We start from the raw sequence: 19,918 nt of genomic DNA on the forward strand, positions 1-19,918 counted from the left end.
ATTATGAATACAGAAAAACTAGCAATTATAGGATTGGGTTATGTGGGCTTACCTCTCGCTCGATTATTTGCTACAAAATATTCAGTTGTCGGTTTTGATATTAATGAAAATCGAATTGCTGAATTACAACAAGGCAAAGATACAACTCTAGAAGTAGAAGATGATGTGCTGAAAGCTGTACTTAAAACTAGTTCTGACAATAATATTGGATTGTATTGTTCATCTAATATGGACGATATAAAAGATTGTAATTATTATGTCGTTACCGTTCCCACACCTATTGACAAAAATAATAGACCAGATTTAACACCTTTATATAAGTCTAGTGAAACAGTTGCTCAAGTTCTAAAGAAGGGGGACATCGTAATATATGAATCCACGGTGTACCCCGGTGTTACTGAAGATGAGTGTGTTCCTATATTAGAGCAAAGTAGTGGCCTAATTTTTAATACGGACTTTTTTGCAGGCTATTCACCGGAACGCATCAATCCAGGTGATAAGGAACATACTGTTGATAAAATATTAAAAGTAACTGCCGGATCTACGCCTGAAATTGGAGTAAAAGTTAATAACCTCTATGCTAGTGTTATTACTGCAGGCACACACCTTGCCCCTACTATTAAAGTGGCAGAAGCTGCCAAAGTTATTGAAAACTCACAAAGAGACATCAATATTGCCTTTGTTAACGAACTCGCTAAAATATTCAACCTAATGAATATAAATACCCATGATGTTCTTGAGGCGGCAGGCACAAAATGGAATTTTCTTCCTTTCAAGCCAGGTTTAGTTGGTGGGCATTGTATTGGTGTTGACCCATATTATCTGGCTCAAAAAGCACAAGAAGTTGGCTATCATCCCGAAATCATATTGGCAGGTAGGCGTGTTAATGACAGTATGGGGCAATATGTAGCCAGTGAGGTAGTAAAAATGATGCTCAAAAATGATTTAAAAGTAAATGGAGCAAAAATTTTGATGCTAGGCATCACTTTTAAAGAAAACTGTCCCGATATTCGAAACACCAAAATAGTAGATGTTATAAAACATTTAAAAGAATATGGTCTTGACATCACCATTTATGATCCTTGGGTAAATTCAGAAGAAGTTAAAAAAGAATACGATTTAGAGGCTACAAACACGCTCCCTCATGAACTTTTTGACACCATAGTGCTTGGTGTGGCCCATTCTGAATTCCTTAAAATGAATTTCACCGATTTATTAGTTGAAAATGGTTTAATTTATGATGTAAAAGGAATTATAAAAGAAAATGTAACTGGCAAATTATAAAGTAAATACTGAAATTAAATAGCTGAAACTAATTTTACATTCCTTTGATTTTGTGTTAATTTAAAATATCAAATATAATCTTGAAAAATTCTAGTTGAGATTTTACAGCAGTGGATATTGGCACTTTCTTTAATTATTTTCCATTACCTCTATTTGTGATGATCCAAGTGAGCATACTTTAGTTGATAATGATAGGAGAAACCAAAAATGGTAACTTTTTATTTTTCGTCTATTTATTAATCTATTTAGAATATGGGACTAATAATGTAATTGAATAAAATTGTTAAAAGTATTAAACTATGAAAAAAGGTATAAAAGACATAGCTAATTTAACGTACTTAAATTCTATTTTGATTTATTCATCTTTGAAGGCCTATAACTATTTTACGAAGTTATCACATGCTGCAAAATGGAAAAACAAGTCAAAAAAATTAATTGACATAAGTGCTGCCAATAAATTATCAAGGGAACAGGAAGATAAAATTATTGGATATTATAAAAATCTGGGTTTTGGCCATATTAACTTTAATTGGCATAGGTTTTATACGAATTCCAATAAACAATTTTCTGTCAGTTATGTTCCTGAGGATTTATTTTATATGAAAATTGAACCACGTTTAAATAAAACCAATTTAACCAAAGCTTTAGCTGATAAAAACTTACTGGACACTATTTTTAAAGATATAAAACAACCTAAAACCGTTATAAAAAATATTAATGGATTTTATTACGACTGCGAAAATCTAATTACTAAAGAAATAGCCCATAAAAAATGTGAAAATCAAAAATTAATTATTAAACCAACTATAGAAGCTGGAGGCGGTAAAAATGTTAATGTTTTTTATACTCATAACGGTGATACTGATTATAAGGATTTTAGTATTGACAAACTTTTTAAAAATTATGATAAGGATTTTATTGTACAAAAAATAGTAAAACAACATCCTAAAATGAAACAGTTAAATAGTACTTCTTTAAACACTTTTAGGGTAATGAGTTTTTTAAAGGGCACCTCTGTACAAATTCTATCTATTGTAGTACGTATGGGTAAGGAAGGCTCTATAACTGACAATTCAGCGACAGGAGGTATTGCTTGTGGTGTTAATGAAGACGGCACACTTAACGCTATCGGATTTGAAAATAATACTGGAGGCGCTCATACAAGTACCGATGCTGGAATTCCATTCAATCAAATAACACTTCCATTTATTAACGAAATTAACACTTTGGTTAACAAAATGCATAAAAAAGTGCCCTATTTTCGATTGATTTCTTGGGACTTGGCCGTTGATGAATCGGGTCAATTAGTCTTTGTCGAATATAATATACATGGGCAAGGTGTAAATATTCATCAGTTAAACAATGGTCCTGTATTAAAAGATATTCTTGAAGAGTCTAGCAAAATAAAAGACTAACCTGATGCCTTTGTAAAGAACCCATAACTGTTCTAGCACATTAAAATTATAGTCAAAATTAGTTATGCAAACCAATTATCATAACCTTTAAAATGATCAGTTACTATGCTATTTAATTCTATAGATTTTGCAATTTTTTTGCCCATTGTTTTTCTCCTTTATTGGTTTGTAACACAAAGAAATTTAAAATCACAAAACCTATTAATAATTATAGCTAGTTATCTATTTTATGGTTGGTGGGATTATAGATTTTTGGCTCTAATTATTTTTAGTAGTTTGCTAGATTACTCCATAGGTTTAGGGCTTAGTAAATATGAAGAAAAAAGAAAGCGTAAAGCTCTATTACTTTTAAGTTTGTTTGTTAATCTAGGTTTTTTAGGTTTTTTTAAATATTACAATTTTTTTCTTGAAAATTTTATAGATGCATTTAGTTTATTTGGCAATAAGATAAGTATTCAAGGACTTAATATCATTTTGCCTGTAGGAATTAGTTTTTATACTTTTCAAACCCTTAGCTATACTATTGATGTTTACAAGAAAAAGTTGGAACCAACAAAAGACATTATATCGTTTCTCGCTTTTGTTAGTTTTTTTCCTCAGCTTGTTGCGGGCCCAATAGAAAGAGCCTCAAATCTACTTCCGCAATTTTATAAAAAAAGAAAGTTTGTCTATTCTCATGCCGTAGATGGAATGAGACAAATTCTTTGGGGTCTTTTTAAAAAAGTAGTGATCGCAGATAACTGTGCAACTTTTGCCAATCAAATTTTTGATAATTATTCTGATAATTCGGCAAGTACCCTATTTTTTGGAGCTATGTTTTTTACTTTTCAAATTTATGGGGATTTTTCTGGTTATTCGGATATTGCCATTGGAACGTCTCGTTTGTTTGGTTTTAATTTGATGAGAAACTTTGCATTCCCCTATTTTTCTAGAGATATTGCTGAATTTTGGAGGCGTTGGCATATATCTCTATCTACTTGGTTTAGAGATTATTTATATATTCCTCTTGGTGGAAGTAAGGGCGGGTTAGTAAAAAAGGTTACAAATGTATTTATAATCTTTATTGTAAGCGGGTTTTGGCATGGAGCCAATTGGACTTTTATCATCTGGGGAGCTCTAAATGCTTTATACTTTATTCCTATAATGTTAATGAAAAAAAACAGAGTTAACACCAACAATGTAGCTGAAGGACGCTTGTTTCCAACTTTTGTTGAGTTTAGGCAAATTGTTTTTACTTTTTTACTCACAATGATCGCATGGGTGTTTTTTAGGGCGCCTAGTGTTGCGGATGCTTTTCTTTATTTAAAAGGGATTTTTAATAATAGTATTTTTACTGTTCCTGATAAATTTAATAATTGGTTAATAACATTATGCTTTATTTTTGTTTTGGTGTTCATTGAATGGCTCCAAAGAGAAAAAGAACATACTTTAGAATTGCAAAACACTAATATTCCAAGTTACCTTCGTAGGAGTTTTTATTTAATTATATTTTTTACCATATTTTGGTTTGGAGGTTCTCAGCAAGATTTTATTTATTTCCAATTCTAATAATTCATTATTGTCATGAAAAATTTCTTTAGTAATTGTTTGAAGTTATTAGGACTATTTTTATTAATATGCCTGAGCGCTCTAATATTTAATTCCTTCCTGATAAATCATTTCTATAATGGTTACAAAATAAACAAAGAACAAAATATTTTAATATTAGGCGATTCTCACACAGAACACGCTATTGATGATAATATTTTTACAACAAGTCTCAATTTATCACATAGTGCCGATTCTTATTTTTACTCATATTTGAAATTAAGAAAAATAAAAAAAGAAAATCCACAGATTGATAAAGTTCTATTAGGATTGTCAAATCATAATTTGTTTATTGAATACGAAGATAGATGGCTTTTTAATACTTCCCGTATTAAAAGTAAATTAAGAATTTATATGGATTTAATGAATTTCTCTGAATTTTTGTTTTTATTTAAATCAAATCCTTCAGGAGTCATACAAGGTTTTATTGAATCTCCAAAATATTCAATAAAACTGATAATTAAGGGAGGTGCTTTAAAGGAAAGAGATTTAGGAAGGTTTCAATCTTCTCAAAGAAATAGCTTAAAGGAAGCCATTAATCGTATTAAAAAGAGTAAGAAACAAAGGGTTCTAGAATATTCAAAAATAGAAACTGAATATTTGTTTAAAATTGTTGATTTCTGTAACAAAAACAATATTGAACTAATCTTTGTTAGTACACCTTTACACCCTGAATACACCAAAAGAAAAGAAAACGAATTTCAATTATTAGATGAATTTTATAGTTCAAGCCTATCTCAGTTTAAATTTTTTAATTGCTCTAAATTTGATCTTTCTGATGGTTATTTCCAGGATTTGGACCATTTAAATGACAAGGGAGCTAAATTATTTACATCATACTTAATGAAAAAATTGGATGATAATTAATGTATTTCTGAATGTGTTATAGTTCCTTTTACCTCAAGTTTGACAACAACCAGATTTTATATATAATCCAAAATATCTTAAAAGGAGCTAACTAGAATGGTAATCGGTATGCTTCAATAATTTTAACAGGATTGGAATAACGAACCTCCAATTTATGAACACTATTTATGAATTTGAATTTTTCATATGTTTAAGTAATTAATTATCATGTAAGTCTTCCGAAGGTTCTGAAGTATGCCATTTTATCGAATTCTGTTATACCAGAAAAAAAAATGTAACAACAAAATTTTAATAACATATTGCAAGTTATTCGAGATATGAAATGTCCCTTAATATTATTTAAAAACTTACGAGACATTAAACCGAATATTTTAATCGATTGACGAAAAAATAAGTAGAAATTTACCTCTTTTTTCATCTTTACAAAAGATTTTCGAATTTAGAATTGATTTTAATTAAATAATAGTCATAGTTTCACGAATTAATTTCATTGCCCTCTAAAAAAGAACACTGATCAAATATAACCATGAGTAAAAATAAAATTTCGTTTATTATTGGAACACTGGGTGCAGGAGGTGCAGAACGTGTAGTCACAACACTTTCAAATGAACTTGTAGAGAACTACGACGTTCATATTATATTACTCACAAAATGTGAACCTTTTTACAAGCTTAACACTCGAGTTAAGTTGTATTTTTGCCGGGAAGCATATAAACCAAGTAATAATATTTTTCAAGCATTAAAAGGCAATTATTCTCTATATAAAACTATATCTGGTTACTTAAAAAAAGAAAAAATAAATTTAGCCATAGGTTTTATGACGGGTGCGAATAATTTAGCGATTTTAGCGTCTCGAAAAAATAATATTCCTTGTATAATTAGCCAAAGGATTTATTCGAAAAAATCAAGCACTAAACTTTCAAACCGGGTTATAAGAAATTTCTTATACCGAAAGGCAAGTTTTTTAGTCGTTCAAACTACTGAAATTAAAGCTGAATTTGAATCCATACTTGAAAGCAACAAAATAGTTATTTTAAAAAATCCCATTTCACCAGAACTATCTGAAGCTCGTGATGTCGAATTTAAGAAAGAAAACATCATTTTAAACATTGGACGATTATCAAGTCAAAAAGCGCAAGATGTTTTGATTAGAGCTTTTGCCAATATAGAAAATGAAAATTGGAAATTAATAATAATTGGGAAAGGAGAAAAGCAAAAAAACTATGAAGCATTAATCGATGAGTTGAATTTAAAGAAAAAAGTAGAGCTAATGGGTCGTTCAAAAGATATAGCTCATTATTATAATAAATCTAAAATATTTGCTTTCACATCCATTTTTGAAGGATTCCCAAATGCACTAACAGAAGCTATGCATTTTGGATTGCCATGTATCTCTACAGACTGTCCCACAGGTCCTTCAAAATTAATAAATAATAATCATAATGGCTATCTAATACCAATGGGTGATCAAAAACAGTTGGAGCATTGTTTATCAAGTCTCATTCAAAATAAAAACTTAAGAGACAAGTTTGGAAGCAATGCTCGTAAAAGCGTGCAATCCTATAAAGCTGATGCTGTTACTTTGGAGTGGATTGGTTTATTTGAAAAATTACTAAATTAGAAAAAACACCAAAATGAATTATTTTGATTTGAAGAAACAGGTGCTGAATTACTCAAAAAGCACTGTGCTAAAAAATATTCTTTTAGTAGGAGGCTTAACTATAGTTGTTAAGTTGCTAAGTTTCTACAAAGAAACGGTTGTGTCTTCATCTTTTGGATTATCTGAATTATTAGATACTTATTTTATTGCAATGCTTATTCCAGGTTTTATTAATAATGTATTTATTGGTGCTTTTGGAAGTGTTTTTATCCCAAACTATATTCAGGCATCCAAGACTGAGACCGATTTAAAAGCTTTTCAATCAACTGGTTTTATAATTACATTATCTGTATCCAGTATTTTTACCTTAATAGCCGTATTATTTACTGATTTTTTTCTTGAAAATTTTTTCAGTGGTCATTCAGCTTCCTACTATGAATTAATTAAGTTACAATTTTATTATGTAGTTCCATGTATCTTTATTTGGGGATTGGGTTCATTATTAAGAGGGTTATTATACGTTAATAATGAATTTAGTAAACCAACACTAATTGGTGTTATCACTCCTATAACATTTATTGTTTGTATTTATTTTTTTAAAGATCAATTAGGACAAAAAGTACTAGCAGTCAGTTCACTAATTGGCGCTTTTATCAATTTTCTATTTTTACTGTATATAGCGTACAAAAAAAATATAATTAAATTATCTAAACCTGATTTTAATAATCCAAATATAAAAACAATGTTAAAACAAGTCCCAGCAAAAGTTTCTTCTGGGTTTTTAACAGGTCTTATACCCGCAACAGATCAATATTTCGCAGCGAAATTAGCTATTGGTTCCATAGCTGCTTTAAATTATGGGCTTAAAGTCCCTCTTTTTCTTACTTCTATACTAATAGTATCGCTTGGTAAAGTTTTACTCCCACATTTTTCAAAGATCGTTATTGAAGATAAAAAATCGGCCTTTAAAAAGCTTTTTTCGGCTTTAAAATACCTGTTTCTAATCACATCATCTGCAGCCGTTCTCCTCATTATTGTAACTCCGTGGATAATTGAACTGCTATTTGAACACGGGGAATTTACAGCAGAAAACACAAAAACAGTTTCTCAAATACAAATTATATTTTTAATTTACACTCCCTTTGCTGTATGTGGTATGGTTATAGTAAAATTCTTAACCAGTTTGAATGAAAATAATTTTATGGCATTGGTATCGTTAATTGGTGTTTCCCTTAATGTCGTTTTTGATTTAATTTTTATGAAATATTATGGCCTTTACGGCATTGCTCTTGCTACTACTGGGGTTATGATAATAAGAACATCAATATTATATAAATACACTTTAAATCTTAAACACAAAATAAATTAGTTTGAAAAAAATATTAAGAATACTCATACTTATCTTTGTTTTGTGGAATTTCGATACGTTTTCACTTTTTTTTATAAGCCCGGTTATAGGAGGTATTGTTAGTTATTTAACAATTTTTTTATTACTAGTTTATTTCATATTATTTGTTGAAGATTATGGCAAGCCACTTTTCCCTTTCTTACTCCTTGGAATTTCATATTACACTATAGGTGGACTTAATTTTACACAAGTTAGTATTGACGATTTTCTTAAAAATTATATTAAGTATATACTGGTTGTATTATGCTTTACAGAATTGGTCAAAGACACTAAAATAGAAGAAATATATATTCTCTTTCTTTTCGGGGCAGGTAGTATTCTTATTCATGCTGTTTTTTTTTCAAATACTTTTATAATGGGCACAGAGAACTATGGCAGGTACAGTGGTTTCTATTTAAACCCGAATGCAGCAGGTTCTATTTGTCTTTATGGCTTTAGTCTAAGCTATATTATAAAAAACACTAAACTCAAACTATTTGGTCAACTTCTTTTTTCTTTAGCGGGACTATTAACCATGTCCAGATACTTTATTTTAATTTGGGTACTTATCAATATTATTGCGGTAGTTATGAATAGAAAAAATTTAGTTACGCCTGTTTTGGGTTCAATAGCTCTTATTTTTGTTCTGGTTTCAGGTACCATATCACTTAATTCATCTAGATTTGGTGCTCTTGAAAGTCTTTTTAATGATGAAAAAGTTAAAACAAAAGTAATAAGTAATGATAGTAGAACCGAGACTTGGGCCACCTACACTGACATTATATTGGACAAACCTTTTTTTGGAAATGGGTATCCTAAATTGCATGGTAATCATTTTGGGTTAACAGCTGGAGTTCATAATTTTTATTTACTCATACTTGGTGAAGCTGGTATAATTCCTTTTTTCATTATTTTATGGATTGTCTTTTTCCTAATAACCAAGGCTATTAAGCATTATAAAAATAATTTATCTTTTTTATTTTTAACAATTACTATTACATCAGGTTTACTGGTGGCGCATACTGGTTTTGATAATTTTAAGCTGATATTTATGATGATATTTTTGTATTTAAATTTTCAGAATCTAGAAAACAGACAGATTAATGTAAATAAACCAACCTTATTATCTTAGAAGAAAATCATATTTATTTGTTGCTAACCTTAACCTTCATATAATTGTCAACGTTTAATAATTTTTTATGACAGGCGAAGAGTTACTTGATCTTGGAAAAACAAACTCATCAAAAATTTAATGAAATGAAAAATTCACTAAAATATTTATACAAAAAAACAACAGTTGGACATTATATTATATCAAAACTTATTCGCGTAAATACTTTTTATTTACACTATATTAAACCTGAAAAAAAATACTTAACAGATATTTTTGAGCGTAGATATGGTAGAAAAATAGATTTAAACAAGCCAAAAACGTTGAATGAGAAGATTATCTGGTTAAAACTGTATGACAGGACACCTTTGCACACTATTTGTGCTGATAAATATGGTGTAAGGGCTTACATTGAAGAAACGATTGGCGATAATTATTTAGTACCACTGTTGTACATGACTAAAAATGTGAAGGACATAACTCCTGAGAATTTACCCAACTTCCCATTAATAATAAAAACTAATCACGATAGCTCTGGTGGGGTATTTGTTTATGATAAGACTAAAATTGATTGGAATGAAACTAGATCTAGTCTTAAAAAACGATTAAAAAAGAATTATTATCCACAAAGTAAAGAATGGCAATACAAAAATATAGATCCTTGCATTATAGTGGAAAAGCTTCTGATAGATAAAAACGGAAATATTCCTAATGACTATAAAGTTCATTGTTTTAATGGCAAAGTTAATATGATTTCAGTAGATGTTGGTCGTGATTCAGATGATCATTATAGAAATTGGTACAATGCAGAATGGCAAAGAGAACCATATGCATGGTCTTCTTCAAAAGGAGAAGGAAAAAAAACTGACCCTTCAGATGAAGACGTTGATAAACCATTAACTCTTGATGAAATGATAGTTCTTTCTGAAAAATTATCTAAACCTTTCTGTTATGTAAGGGTTGATTGGTATGATGTAGATGGCAAATTATATTTTGGAGAATTAACGTTCCATCATGATGGGGGCATGAAGCCTATTCTACCTGAAAAATATGATGAAATGTTAGGACAAAAAGTCATTTTACCAAAAAAACAAATGGACAATCATTAAATCATGACTAAATTATAATACTTGGAACATCTGTTTCATTAATAAGATGTATGCTTGCCCTATTGAGAGCCTAAGTAAGAAAGAACTTCCTGTAGAGAACAACAATAAAAATTATGATTATAAGAATTATAAACGCATTACTTTTGGATATTACTATTTCAAATCCCAAGTCTAAAATATGTAAAAAACATAGAGATTATTAACTACTTAATTTTATAGATTAAAATGAAAAAAATTATAGATAACATAAAGGTTGCATATTATGCCATAAAAAACTCCAAGATTGGATATTATCCAATATCCTTATTATTAAAAATATATTACTTTCCGAGTTATTATCTTTTACCTGAAAAAATGGTGCTAAAAAGAAGGTTTAAAAAACACCATAAACGGGAAATAGATCTAGATAATCCAAGAACTCTCAATGAAAAAATTGTTTGGTTAGAACTTCATGATAGAACACCTCTTCATACCATTTGTGCAGACAAATACGCTGTACGCAACTATATTAAAGAAAAAATTGGCAATAAATATTTAGTGCCCTTATATTATCAAACAAAAAGACCTGAAGATATTGTTCCCGAAAATTTACCAGAACCGCCTTTTATTATCAAAGCGAATCATGATAGCGACGGTGGTGTTTTTGTAAAGAACAAAGAAAATATTGAATGGCATAAAGTCAGAACTAGTCTTAGGAGAAGACTAAGTAAAAATTATTATCCACAAAGTAAACAATGGCAATATAAAAACATTGAACCCTGTATTATTGTAGAAAAACTTTTGTTGGACAGAAACGGAAATATTCCTAATGACTATAAAGTTCATTGTTTTAATGGTAAAGTTAATATGATTTCGGTAGATGTTGGTCGTGATTCAGATGATCATTATAGAAATTGGTACAATGCAAAATGGCAAAGAGAACCATACGCTTGGTCTTCTTCAAAAGGAGAAGGAAAAAAAACTGACCCTTCAGATGAAGACGTTGATAAACCATTAACTCTTGATGAAATGATAGTTCTTTCTGAAAAATTATCTAAACCTTTCTGTTATGTAAGGGTAGATTGGTATGATGTAGATGGTAAACTTTATTTTGGAGAATTAACATTTCATCATGATGGAGGTAATAGGCCGATACTTCCCGAAAAATATGATGAAATATTGGGACAAAAAGTTATCCTACCTATGAAACAAGATGAAGATAAATAAACCTTAAGAGGAACAAATACTATATAAGTTCTTTCTGTTTAAGAGTCTATGCATCCAAAAAAAGAGAAGCTTTAAATAATAGTATTCCATTCTCCTATTTTAATTTTTAGGGAATAAGCATTTAACATTAATAAAAAAGATGAATAATAAATTTAATTATAGAAAAAAGGTATTATTTGTTTTACCTACACTTACTGCTGGCGGCGCCCAACGTGTTATTTCTTTTGTCGCTCAGAATATTGATAATAAAAAATTTGAAAGCACTTTATTAATTATAGGGTCTAAAAAAGATGCTGCCTACAAAATTGAAAAAACACCAGTAATATATTTAGACAAAGATCGTGTTCTAAACGCTATCCCAGCACTTTTTCTGTTTTTATTAAAACATCGACCTCATATAGTGTTAAGTTCAATTAGCCATTTAAATACCATTATGGGAATAATGTCTCTCTTTTTTTTAAAAACTAAGTTTATAATAAGAGAGGCTAGTGTAGTTTCCTTTATGAGTAAATTTGGATCCAAACATAAAAACTCTAATAAACTACATTCTTTTTTACCTCATTTAAGTTACAAGTTTATTAATATCATTGTGTGTCAGTCTCGGGATATGGCTGATGATTTCATGAATATCTATAAAATAAATAAAAATAAGATCGTAATTATAAACAATCCAATAACGCAAAATTACCCCGTTAAAAAAGAAACTAATAGCAATACAGGAATAACCAGATATATTACTGTTGGCCGACTTAGCAAAGAAAAAGGGCATAAAAGAATTCTTAGAATATTATCCAAGTTGAAATTTCCTTTTCACTATACTATTATAGGAGATGGTCCGTATAAAGAGGAGGTTTTTGCTGCGATCGATAAGTACAATTTAAATGAAAAAATAACTTATATTCCGTTCACTTCTGAAGTTTCAAAATATATAGCCTTAAATGACTATTTCTTACAAGGTTCTTATGTTGAAGGTTTTCCAAACACGGCACTTGAAAGTTGCTTAGTTGGAACTCCAGTTATAGCCTTTAATGTTCCTGGAGGTACAAAAGAAATAATAACTCATAAAGAGAACGGATATCTCGCTGAAAGTGAAGAGTATTTTTTAAAATGTTTGACTTCTTCATCGACTTTTATCCCAACAAAAATTAGTGAATCCGTTAAATTTAAATTTAGCAAAAATAAAATAATAGATCAATACGAAACATTATTCAGCAAAATTACTCCTTAATTCTTACTTTCAAAAAATTTTGTGTGAAATTCATGAGATTAATTCCATTATATTTTGTTAGTAAAATTTTCTCAAAAATTACAACTTGAAAAAAGTTATGTCATTTATAAAATAATTGTGTAGGCTTTCCTTTTACAAAATACCTCGAAAATTCTGTAAATAAAAATAAAAGCCTCTTTTTGCGAGCAATCCCCAAAACTTTACAGAAAACAATTTTAAAACATACTAAATTTAATTGGCACAATCAAAACCAGCAAATAGAGTTGGTAATAAAGTATCTAAAAGTCTAAAAACATAATAATAGACCCTAACATTTTAACCTATTTCGACTTATGCAAATAATATTTCTTTAGTTATCGTAAAACCATAAAAATATTCTAATATAGTAAGAACATACAAAAGGGCATTTTAATTTATAGTAATTTAGGTTTAGATTTGAATAAACTAATATAATTTGCTGCCATAGTTTTTATGTTGAATTTTTTAGATCTTTCAAGACAGTCATCAACAGTTTTCTTATAGAAAACAGCATTTGTGCTTAATTCAATAATATGATTAGCCAGTGTTTTCTCATCATTATCTTCAAATAATAAACCGGCACCTTCTACAACTTCTGTCAAACCTGGCACGTCTGACGCAACAAAAGGTTTCCCCGACGCTAATGCTTCAACACTCGATAAAGATAAGCCTTCGTAATGTGATGAAAGTACAATTACATCGACAGTTTTTAATAATTTTGGTACATCATTCCTTATCCCCAAAAAAAGAACTCTATCTGCTAAATCTAGTTCTTTGGTAGCTTTTTCACATTCGGATCTCAAAGGACCATCACCAACCAATATTAAAGTAAAATAATCAGGTAAATGTTTTAAAGATTTTATAAGTGTTAGTTGGTTTTTTTGAGGCGTAAAGCTTGAAACTTGTAATATTAATTTTTGATTATCATTGAAATTAATGTCCTTTCTTGAATATGCTAGGGCCAAATTAATTTCCTCTAAATCTATACCGTTATATATTTTGGAGATATTTCCAAACCCCTTTCCAAGATGCTCTTTCAAGCTTAAATCAACTGAATCGGATATACTTATTATATTATCATACCTATGATATAGTAATTTATCAAAAAACGTTAAAATTTTTGAACTTCGTCTTCTATTCGTCGTATTGTGTTCCGTGAAAACTAATTTATATTTTTTTTTAGAAGAAGTTAACATATCTGCTATCGCAACCCAATATAATGACGGAAACAAATGAACATGTACAACATCATAATGCTTAATATACTTCTTTATTTTCCAAATATTTTTTATTGAATAGACATTATTTTCTTCTCCTAGGGAATAAATTTTTATATCATTATACTCTGAAAGTATTTCTAAAAAAGGTGAATCCCCGCTTCGCAATAACAATATATCCACCTTTAAACCCTGTTCTCTATATTTTATGACTGCATTTACTAAAAGTTTTTCTGCTCCTCCTGCAGTAAGCGAATTAATTATTTGTAGAATTTTCAATTAGATTTTATTTAATTATTTTATAATTTTGACCTAAATTCATTCAATATTTTTTAAAATCTGCTATAAAGATTTTGTAAAATCATTTTTTCAAAAATACGTTTTATTTTTGTTAAAAATTGAGGCTTAACAGCCGTAATAAAACTCTTTATTTCATTTTAAACAATTTCAATAATTTCTCCTTATTTTCAAATAATAGAAGCTAAGTGTAGGAACGCTTTTCAGGCGATTGTTTTGGCCTCTAATAGTAAAAAACTACTTGAGTATCCCATTGTTCAACTTCAAAACTGTTAGTCATGCCATTATTAAAATAAAAATCATCTTAATAAACGTATTAATCTAACAATAGCTTCATTAATTAAATTAAAATCACTCCTTCCTAAAAGCATATATACTAACTATCAATTTGTCTAGAACAAATTCCAATTATCCTCTCTAAAAGACTGAGAAAATTTTACACACTGTATTAACCAAAAGAGCTTTTTTGCCCTTTAATCATTCGCATTTAAGTTTCAGCTAAATAATAGGCAAAGATTTCAAAATATCCCCTATCCATTATTTTTAATTTCATTGAGCAAAGGCGCCAAAACTGGTCCGTTGTTCAGCTGATGAATATTGATACCCTGGCCATCAATATTATATTCTATCAAAATAACATCTCCCATATTATCTATCGCTAAATCCCATGAAATAATTTTAAAAAAAGGAGAGATTTTGTGAAGGGTCTTAACGGTTTGCTTCATTTTTTCTACAAAAGGTACTTTTATATCGGCGAATTTTATTCCTGAATCGGTTTCTAAAATACTTTCTCCCGATAATTGAAAACCTACCTTGTTCAAGCTACCGTCACTTTGAACACCACAAGAGATACCGCCTGTAGTACCATTATCGGTAACTGAACCGGTCTTTCCCATTCTAACTATAGTCGAAAGAATAGTAACTTCATTTTCGTTCAAGTATGACATTATCCTAAAGGTATTCAAAGATGTTGCATTGAGAGCAGACATAGATTCGTGTTGTATGACTTTTTTCTGAACTATATAATTTTTTTTATATTTCGCAAAAAGTTCCTCTATCCCATTTCCTTTATCAGTTATCCCCTTTTCAGAACTGAACGACCTAACATTCTTACCTCCCCATGTTGCGGTTGTCGGCTTTATAAATAGTGTTTCAGATGTATTACACAATTCTATTGCTTCAGACATCGATATAAGTTCATTATTATGATACAAAAAACCGTTCATGTTCTTGAAAATAGTTTCTGGTTGTTTTGCAGCTCCGAATAATATATCCAGCAAATTTTTATCTCCTAATGCAGATACGTAATTCTCCACACTTGTTTTTGGTTCTATGTTTATATAAAATAGATTCTCCGGTACATACGCCGGGGAGAATTGACCATTACACCCTGAATAGAATCTATGCCATGAAGTGTTTATTTTGTCAATTCCCAGTTTTTGGTAAAACAATGTGACTTCTTTTTGTTGTGAAGCCGACAAACGATTTTGGGGTCTTATTTTCAATAGTCCCTTAATCTTTTTTCTTAATAAACCTTCTTTATGCCATTTAGTAATAGGGGAGTAAATATGGTCAACAAAAAAATATTTTGCATTAAGTAATGTGATTTTTTTCATAATAATTTGAGAATAATACTTTTAAAACAGTTTCAAATTTCTTTTTTGGAAAGAAAATATGCTACTTATGAATTTCAGTTAAAATTAGATTTATAAGGGTATCAAAACTAAATATGCAACAAAAATAAGTTAAATATTAGTAAACAGAGAATATTTTTGAAAACTGAAAAAGTGAAAGAGAAGTTAAATAGTTCAACAGTTGTAAAAGAAAAATTTTTCCTTAAATTTCTTTTATTGTGTTAAGAAAATAAGAGGTTATTTCGGCATTTTTGGTTCTAGTAATAACCACTTGCTTTTTTTAAAATCACTAATTACTTATTAGATAAAAAAAATACAACTATGCTTAATAAATCGAATATTAAAAAACAAAATATTACAAATTACTAAAAACATAAACACCCACATAATATAAAAATATAAAACTATATTTGTCTCCAACGAAACTAGATAAAAAACTTTCATTTTTATTCTAATTTAAAAACCTTAAATTAAGCTCAATATAATGACGCTAATTATTAATTTTAACTATACGATTTTAAAAGAAGGTCTTCACTTTTTTATTGATGCTCCTCATAAAATAATGGAAAGTTTAACTTGAAATGATAATGTTACGGCTGCATCCGTTTCTAGTGAAATTGAAAATATTCGAGATCTAACTTTTATCCTATATCATGTTAATATAAAACTTGAGCATACCAAAATTCAAATATATAAAAATGCTATTACCGAAAACTGACTAATATAGTCGATAATTAGTAATTCATCTATTAGGCAATGAAAAAGAAAATTATTAGAATCACAACAATTCCCGGTTCCATGGGTGGTCTTTTAAAAAATCAATTAAAATTCATGGCCAATTATTATAATGTAATTGGTGTTTCTTCAAAAGGAGAAAATGACAGACTAAAACAGGTAGGCATTGAGCAAGGTGTTCGAGTTACTAATGTTGAAATGACAAGAACTATTTCTCCTATTAAGGATTTAAAATCACTTTATGCTTTATATAAAATTTTAAAATTAGAGAAACCACACATCGTACATACACATACTCCAAAAGCAGGCACCATAGGCATGATAGCTTCTAGACTAGCCAATGTACCGCATAGGTTACATACTATTGCTGGCTTACCTTTGGTTGAGGCAACAGGTTTTAAACGATTCATTCTTAATAATGTTGAAAAATTAACCTATTCCTGCGCGACTAAAATTTATCCCAATTCTTTTGGTTTGAAAAAAATTATTTTGAATGAAAAATTCACAAAAGAATCTAAGCTAAAGGTTATTGGTCAAGGTAGTTCTAATGGAATAGACACAAGCCATTTTGATCCAAATCTTTACGATAAAACTTTAAAAAAACAGTTGAAAGAAAAACTGAATATAACAGAAAACGATTTTATATTTATTTTTGTAGGACGCTTAGTTGGAGATAAAGGTATTAATGAACTTGTTGAAGCATTTTGTGAAATTAATAAAACTTTTAATAACACTAAATTACTCTTAGTAGGTGCAGAAGAAAAAAAGTTAGACCCACTGCTGCCTGAAACTACTAATAAAATAAAGGCAAATAGTAATATTATTGAAACAGGATGGGCCAATGATGTACGACCATATTTGGCAATATCCGATGTTCTTACTTTTCCCAGTTATAGAGAAGGTTTTCCTAATGTTGTAATGCAGGCCTGCGCTATGGAATTAGCATGTATTGTTTCAGATATAAATGGGTGTAATGAAATTATTAAGCAAGGATTAACGGGTTTTATAATACCCAAAAAGGATACTAATTCTTTATATGACGCTCTAGTTTCTGTTTTATCAAAGAAAGAGCAAATATTAGAAATGGGTTTACTTTCCAGAAAAAATATAATAAAAAATTACGAACAGCGGGTCGTTTGGAAAGCTATTCTAAAAGAATACAACCAGTTAAATTAATATAATCAATTTCTCAATATAAATAAAATCAATTACAAACAAGGAAATTAGACAACCCATACATGATTCCTATAGCACATTTTCAACTCCTGTCAATAATTAATTCCTACTAAAGGAATACGCTTATTTATGACTATTAGGCTATTAATAAACTTTAATAATTACATATCAAAAATATCCTTTAGCATTCTCTTTAATAATTTGATTTTAAAACATTTCAATAATCAAGCCCTAATAACTATTATTTGAATTATAATACAATAAAAAAAAATCATTACTTATTTTTAAAGAAAAAAGACTACCGTTTATAGAATTAAAAAAATATTGCTTCTTTAATCGGCAAAATAATAGAGAAGAACGTAATAATATTTCGAACGGACCCTTTGATAAAAGGTAATACTATTTTAAAAGAAAATATTGATCTAACAAATTTATGATCATATAGATTAGATAAATAATAACTTATTAGTTATTAGAGATGATTTATATCCTGTATTCGGCGGAGAGAATAAAGGGTGGGAAATGGACTTAATTGGACCATTTATTTTAAAACAAAAGTTTAATGCTATTGTAAGTTCTGGAGGTGTACAATCTAATCGTTGCCGAGTTGTTACCATATTTTCGGCCATGTATAAATTGGATTGTACACTTGTTTTGCACGGCGATAAAGAAAGCTTTTTTTCACAATCAGGTAATGCCAAAATAATTAGAGATACAGGAGTTTCTCTTTTTTTTTGCGAATGAAGTTCTATTGGAGCAGAAATGAATAAAGTCATGTTAATGTATAAAGGGGAAAAATTAAATCCTTATTACTTACAAGGCGGTGGTCATACTCTCGAGGGTGGTAAAGCATATATTGATGCCATTTCTGTGTTTAATAATGAACAATCATTATTCCTGATTATATTTTTTTGGCAACTGGAACAGAATCTACACAAGCTGGAATAATGACCGGCTTAGACAAGCATCATTTACCGTCCAAAGTTATAGGTATTTCAGTAGGTAGAAACAGAGAAAGGGCTGAAGAAATTGTTACAAAGTTTTATAAGGAATTATGTGTACGATTCAATATTGTATATCAAAATAGAAACACCATAGTTCTTGATGAATATATGTGTGAAGGTTATCAAAAATACAACGATGAAATATTTGAAATTTCTAATGAATCAATTGCGCAATATGGGTTTGCTTGAGATAGCACATATATAGCAAAGGCCTTTTATGGAATGGAAAAATATAAAAACAAATAAAATAAAGGGTAAAATTCTATTCTGGCATACTGGCGGAATTCTTAACTACCTGGCTCAGTAAAAACTAAACAATGATTACATTAATTGAAAATAAAAATGAATGGGATTCTTTTTTAGAAAATTGTCAATTTTGATTTTTATCATACATATGAATACCATAATATTTTAAAAAGGAAGAATGAATCTCCCATTTTAATCACTTATGATGACGGTGATATTAAAATTGGCTTTCCATTTTTTAAACGAAGGATATTTGAAACTGATTATTATGACTTAACTACTGTTCACGGGTACTTAGGTCCTGTTTTAAATAAATTATATAATTCAATTTTTGAATCAGAATTAAATAAGTGTTTGTTTAAAAATAATTTTATTTCTGCGTTTTGCAAGTTGAATCCTTTTTTGCCTAGTCAAGAAGAAATATTACATTCTGTTGGAGAAATAATGGATGTAAGTGTTCTTGTTTATATTGATTTAAATTTAACTTTAGAAGAACAATTTAATAAGTATTCAAAGAACCTGAAAAGGCATCTCAAAAAAGTTAGAGAAGCCTGTTATATTAAAAGGCTGAATCAGAATAAGAAATATAAGGTTTTATTCAGGTGTATTATGAAATTATAGATAGATTAGAAACCTCTAATTCGTTTTATTATTCAAGAGATTATTTTAATGCAATTTTAAATAATGATTTATTTAAAAGGGAGATTTACATTTCAGTTTTAAAGGAAACAAAATTGCTGCTGGAGTATTATTTGTTAAAACTAAGAATTTAATACAAGCTGAGCTTATCGCTACAT

Annotated in this window: 15 protein-coding genes; 13 read left to right on the forward strand and 2 right to left on the reverse strand. The window is 29.0% G+C overall.

The genetic code is table 11. The annotated features are described in order from the left end of the window. Positions 1-3: 3 nt before the first annotated feature. The 10 genes from IE051_RS02150 (at position 4) to IE051_RS02195 (ending at position 12,794) form a co-directional block, all read left to right on the forward strand. A complete protein-coding gene (locus tag IE051_RS02150) occupies positions 4-1,284 on the forward strand; it encodes a nucleotide sugar dehydrogenase (protein ID WP_189359033.1) in 1,281 nt (426 codons plus the stop codon). Between the two features lie 299 nt (positions 1,285-1,583). After that, entirely contained in the window at positions 1,584-2,699 is a 1,116-nt protein-coding gene (locus IE051_RS02155; protein WP_189359034.1) for a sugar-transfer associated ATP-grasp domain-containing protein, read from the forward strand. Between the two features lie 105 nt (positions 2,700-2,804). Continuing rightward, positions 2,805-4,247 (forward strand): MBOAT family O-acyltransferase, encoded by a 1,443-nt coding sequence (locus IE051_RS02160; protein WP_189359036.1) that lies wholly within the window; start codon positions 2,805-2,807, stop codon positions 4,245-4,247. A 15-nt stretch (positions 4,248-4,262) separates the two neighbouring features. Continuing rightward, positions 4,263-5,153 (forward strand): LB_356 family protein, encoded by an 891-nt coding sequence (locus IE051_RS02165; protein WP_189359037.1) that lies wholly within the window; start codon positions 4,263-4,265, stop codon positions 5,151-5,153. Positions 5,154-5,679: 526 nt separating this feature from the next. Then, positions 5,680-6,774 (forward strand): glycosyltransferase family 4 protein, encoded by a 1,095-nt coding sequence (locus IE051_RS02170; protein ID WP_189359039.1) that lies wholly within the window; start codon positions 5,680-5,682, stop codon positions 6,772-6,774. A gap of 13 nt (positions 6,775-6,787) precedes the next feature. After that, on the forward strand, positions 6,788-8,122 hold the full coding sequence (gene murJ, locus IE051_RS02175) for a murein biosynthesis integral membrane protein MurJ (protein ID WP_229796698.1): 1,335 nt from the start codon (positions 6,788-6,790) through the stop codon (positions 8,120-8,122). 1 nt (position 8,123) lies between these two features. Beyond that, positions 8,124-9,272 (forward strand): O-antigen ligase family protein, encoded by a 1,149-nt coding sequence (locus IE051_RS02180; protein ID WP_189359042.1) that lies wholly within the window; start codon positions 8,124-8,126, stop codon positions 9,270-9,272. 125 nt (positions 9,273-9,397) lie between these two features. Continuing rightward, positions 9,398-10,360, forward strand: coding sequence for an ATP-grasp fold amidoligase family protein (locus IE051_RS02185; protein ID WP_189359044.1), 963 nt, complete (start codon positions 9,398-9,400; stop codon positions 10,358-10,360). Between the two features lie 225 nt (positions 10,361-10,585). After that, positions 10,586-11,566 carry an ATP-grasp fold amidoligase family protein gene (locus tag IE051_RS02190; RefSeq protein WP_189359047.1) on the forward strand — a complete coding sequence of 327 codons (981 nt, stop codon included), beginning with the start codon at positions 10,586-10,588 and terminating at the stop codon, positions 11,564-11,566. Between the two features lie 139 nt (positions 11,567-11,705). Next, the gene (locus tag IE051_RS02195) at positions 11,706-12,794 is read left to right on the forward strand and encodes a glycosyltransferase (protein WP_189359049.1); all 1,089 of its coding nucleotides are present in this window, start codon (positions 11,706-11,708) and stop codon (positions 12,792-12,794) included. 413 nt (positions 12,795-13,207) lie between these two features. On the opposite strand, the gene IE051_RS02200 is transcribed toward IE051_RS02195, so the two are convergent. Both IE051_RS02200 and IE051_RS02205 read right to left on the reverse strand, forming a co-directional pair. Next, positions 13,208-14,308 carry a glycosyltransferase gene (locus tag IE051_RS02200; protein ID WP_189359051.1) on the reverse strand — a complete coding sequence of 367 codons (1,101 nt, stop codon included), beginning with the start codon at positions 14,306-14,308 and terminating at the stop codon, positions 13,208-13,210. A 548-nt stretch (positions 14,309-14,856) separates the two neighbouring features. Beyond that, positions 14,857-15,942 carry a sugar-transfer associated ATP-grasp domain-containing protein gene (locus IE051_RS02205; RefSeq protein ID WP_189359053.1) on the reverse strand — a complete coding sequence of 362 codons (1,086 nt, stop codon included), beginning with the start codon at positions 15,940-15,942 and terminating at the stop codon, positions 14,857-14,859. Positions 15,943-16,716: 774 nt separating this feature from the next. On the opposite strand from IE051_RS02205, the gene IE051_RS02210 reads away from it, so the two are divergent. The 3 genes from IE051_RS02210 (at position 16,717) to IE051_RS02220 (ending at position 19,064) form a co-directional block, all read left to right on the forward strand. Next, a complete protein-coding gene (locus IE051_RS02210) occupies positions 16,717-17,871 on the forward strand; it encodes a glycosyltransferase family 4 protein (RefSeq protein WP_189359055.1) in 1,155 nt (384 codons plus the stop codon). A 522-nt stretch (positions 17,872-18,393) separates the two neighbouring features. Continuing rightward, positions 18,394-18,615 (forward strand): hypothetical protein, encoded by a 222-nt coding sequence (locus IE051_RS02215; RefSeq protein WP_189359057.1) that lies wholly within the window; start codon positions 18,394-18,396, stop codon positions 18,613-18,615. Between the two features lie 167 nt (positions 18,616-18,782). Continuing rightward, positions 18,783-19,064: a hypothetical protein gene (locus tag IE051_RS02220; protein ID WP_189359059.1), complete on the forward strand. Its 282-nt coding sequence runs from the start codon at positions 18,783-18,785 to the stop codon at positions 19,062-19,064. The last annotated feature ends 854 nt before the right edge of the window (positions 19,065-19,918 follow it).

The organism is Algibacter mikhailovii, from assembly GCF_014651495.1.
GTDB classification, from domain to species: Bacteria; Bacteroidota; Bacteroidia; order Flavobacteriales; family Flavobacteriaceae; genus Algibacter_E; species Algibacter_E mikhailovii.

Excerpts from the sequence above, each read along its gene's own strand:
- IE051_RS02150 (WP_189359033.1), top strand. The coding sequence starts at position 4 with ATGAATACAGAAAAACTAGCAATTATAGGATTGGGTTATGTGGGCTTA.
- IE051_RS02155 (WP_189359034.1), top strand. The coding sequence starts at position 1,584 with ATGAAAAAAGGTATAAAAGACATAGCTAATTTAACGTACTTAAATTCT.
- IE051_RS02160 (WP_189359036.1), top strand. The coding sequence starts at position 2,805 with ATGCTATTTAATTCTATAGATTTTGCAATTTTTTTGCCCATTGTTTTT.
- IE051_RS02165 (WP_189359037.1), top strand. The coding sequence starts at position 4,263 with ATGAAAAATTTCTTTAGTAATTGTTTGAAGTTATTAGGACTATTTTTA.
- IE051_RS02170 (WP_189359039.1), top strand. The coding sequence starts at position 5,680 with ATGAGTAAAAATAAAATTTCGTTTATTATTGGAACACTGGGTGCAGGA.
- murJ (WP_229796698.1), top strand. The coding sequence starts at position 6,788 with ATGAATTATTTTGATTTGAAGAAACAGGTGCTGAATTACTCAAAAAGC.
- IE051_RS02185 (WP_189359044.1), top strand. The coding sequence starts at position 9,398 with ATGAAAAATTCACTAAAATATTTATACAAAAAAACAACAGTTGGACAT.
- IE051_RS02190 (WP_189359047.1), top strand. The coding sequence starts at position 10,586 with ATGAAAAAAATTATAGATAACATAAAGGTTGCATATTATGCCATAAAA.
- IE051_RS02195 (WP_189359049.1), top strand. The coding sequence starts at position 11,706 with ATGAATAATAAATTTAATTATAGAAAAAAGGTATTATTTGTTTTACCT.
- IE051_RS02205 (WP_189359053.1), bottom strand. The coding sequence starts at position 15,942 with ATGAAAAAAATCACATTACTTAATGCAAAATATTTTTTTGTTGACCAT.
- IE051_RS02210 (WP_189359055.1), top strand. The coding sequence starts at position 16,717 with ATGAAAAAGAAAATTATTAGAATCACAACAATTCCCGGTTCCATGGGT.
- IE051_RS02215 (WP_189359057.1), top strand. The coding sequence starts at position 18,394 with ATGGACTTAATTGGACCATTTATTTTAAAACAAAAGTTTAATGCTATT.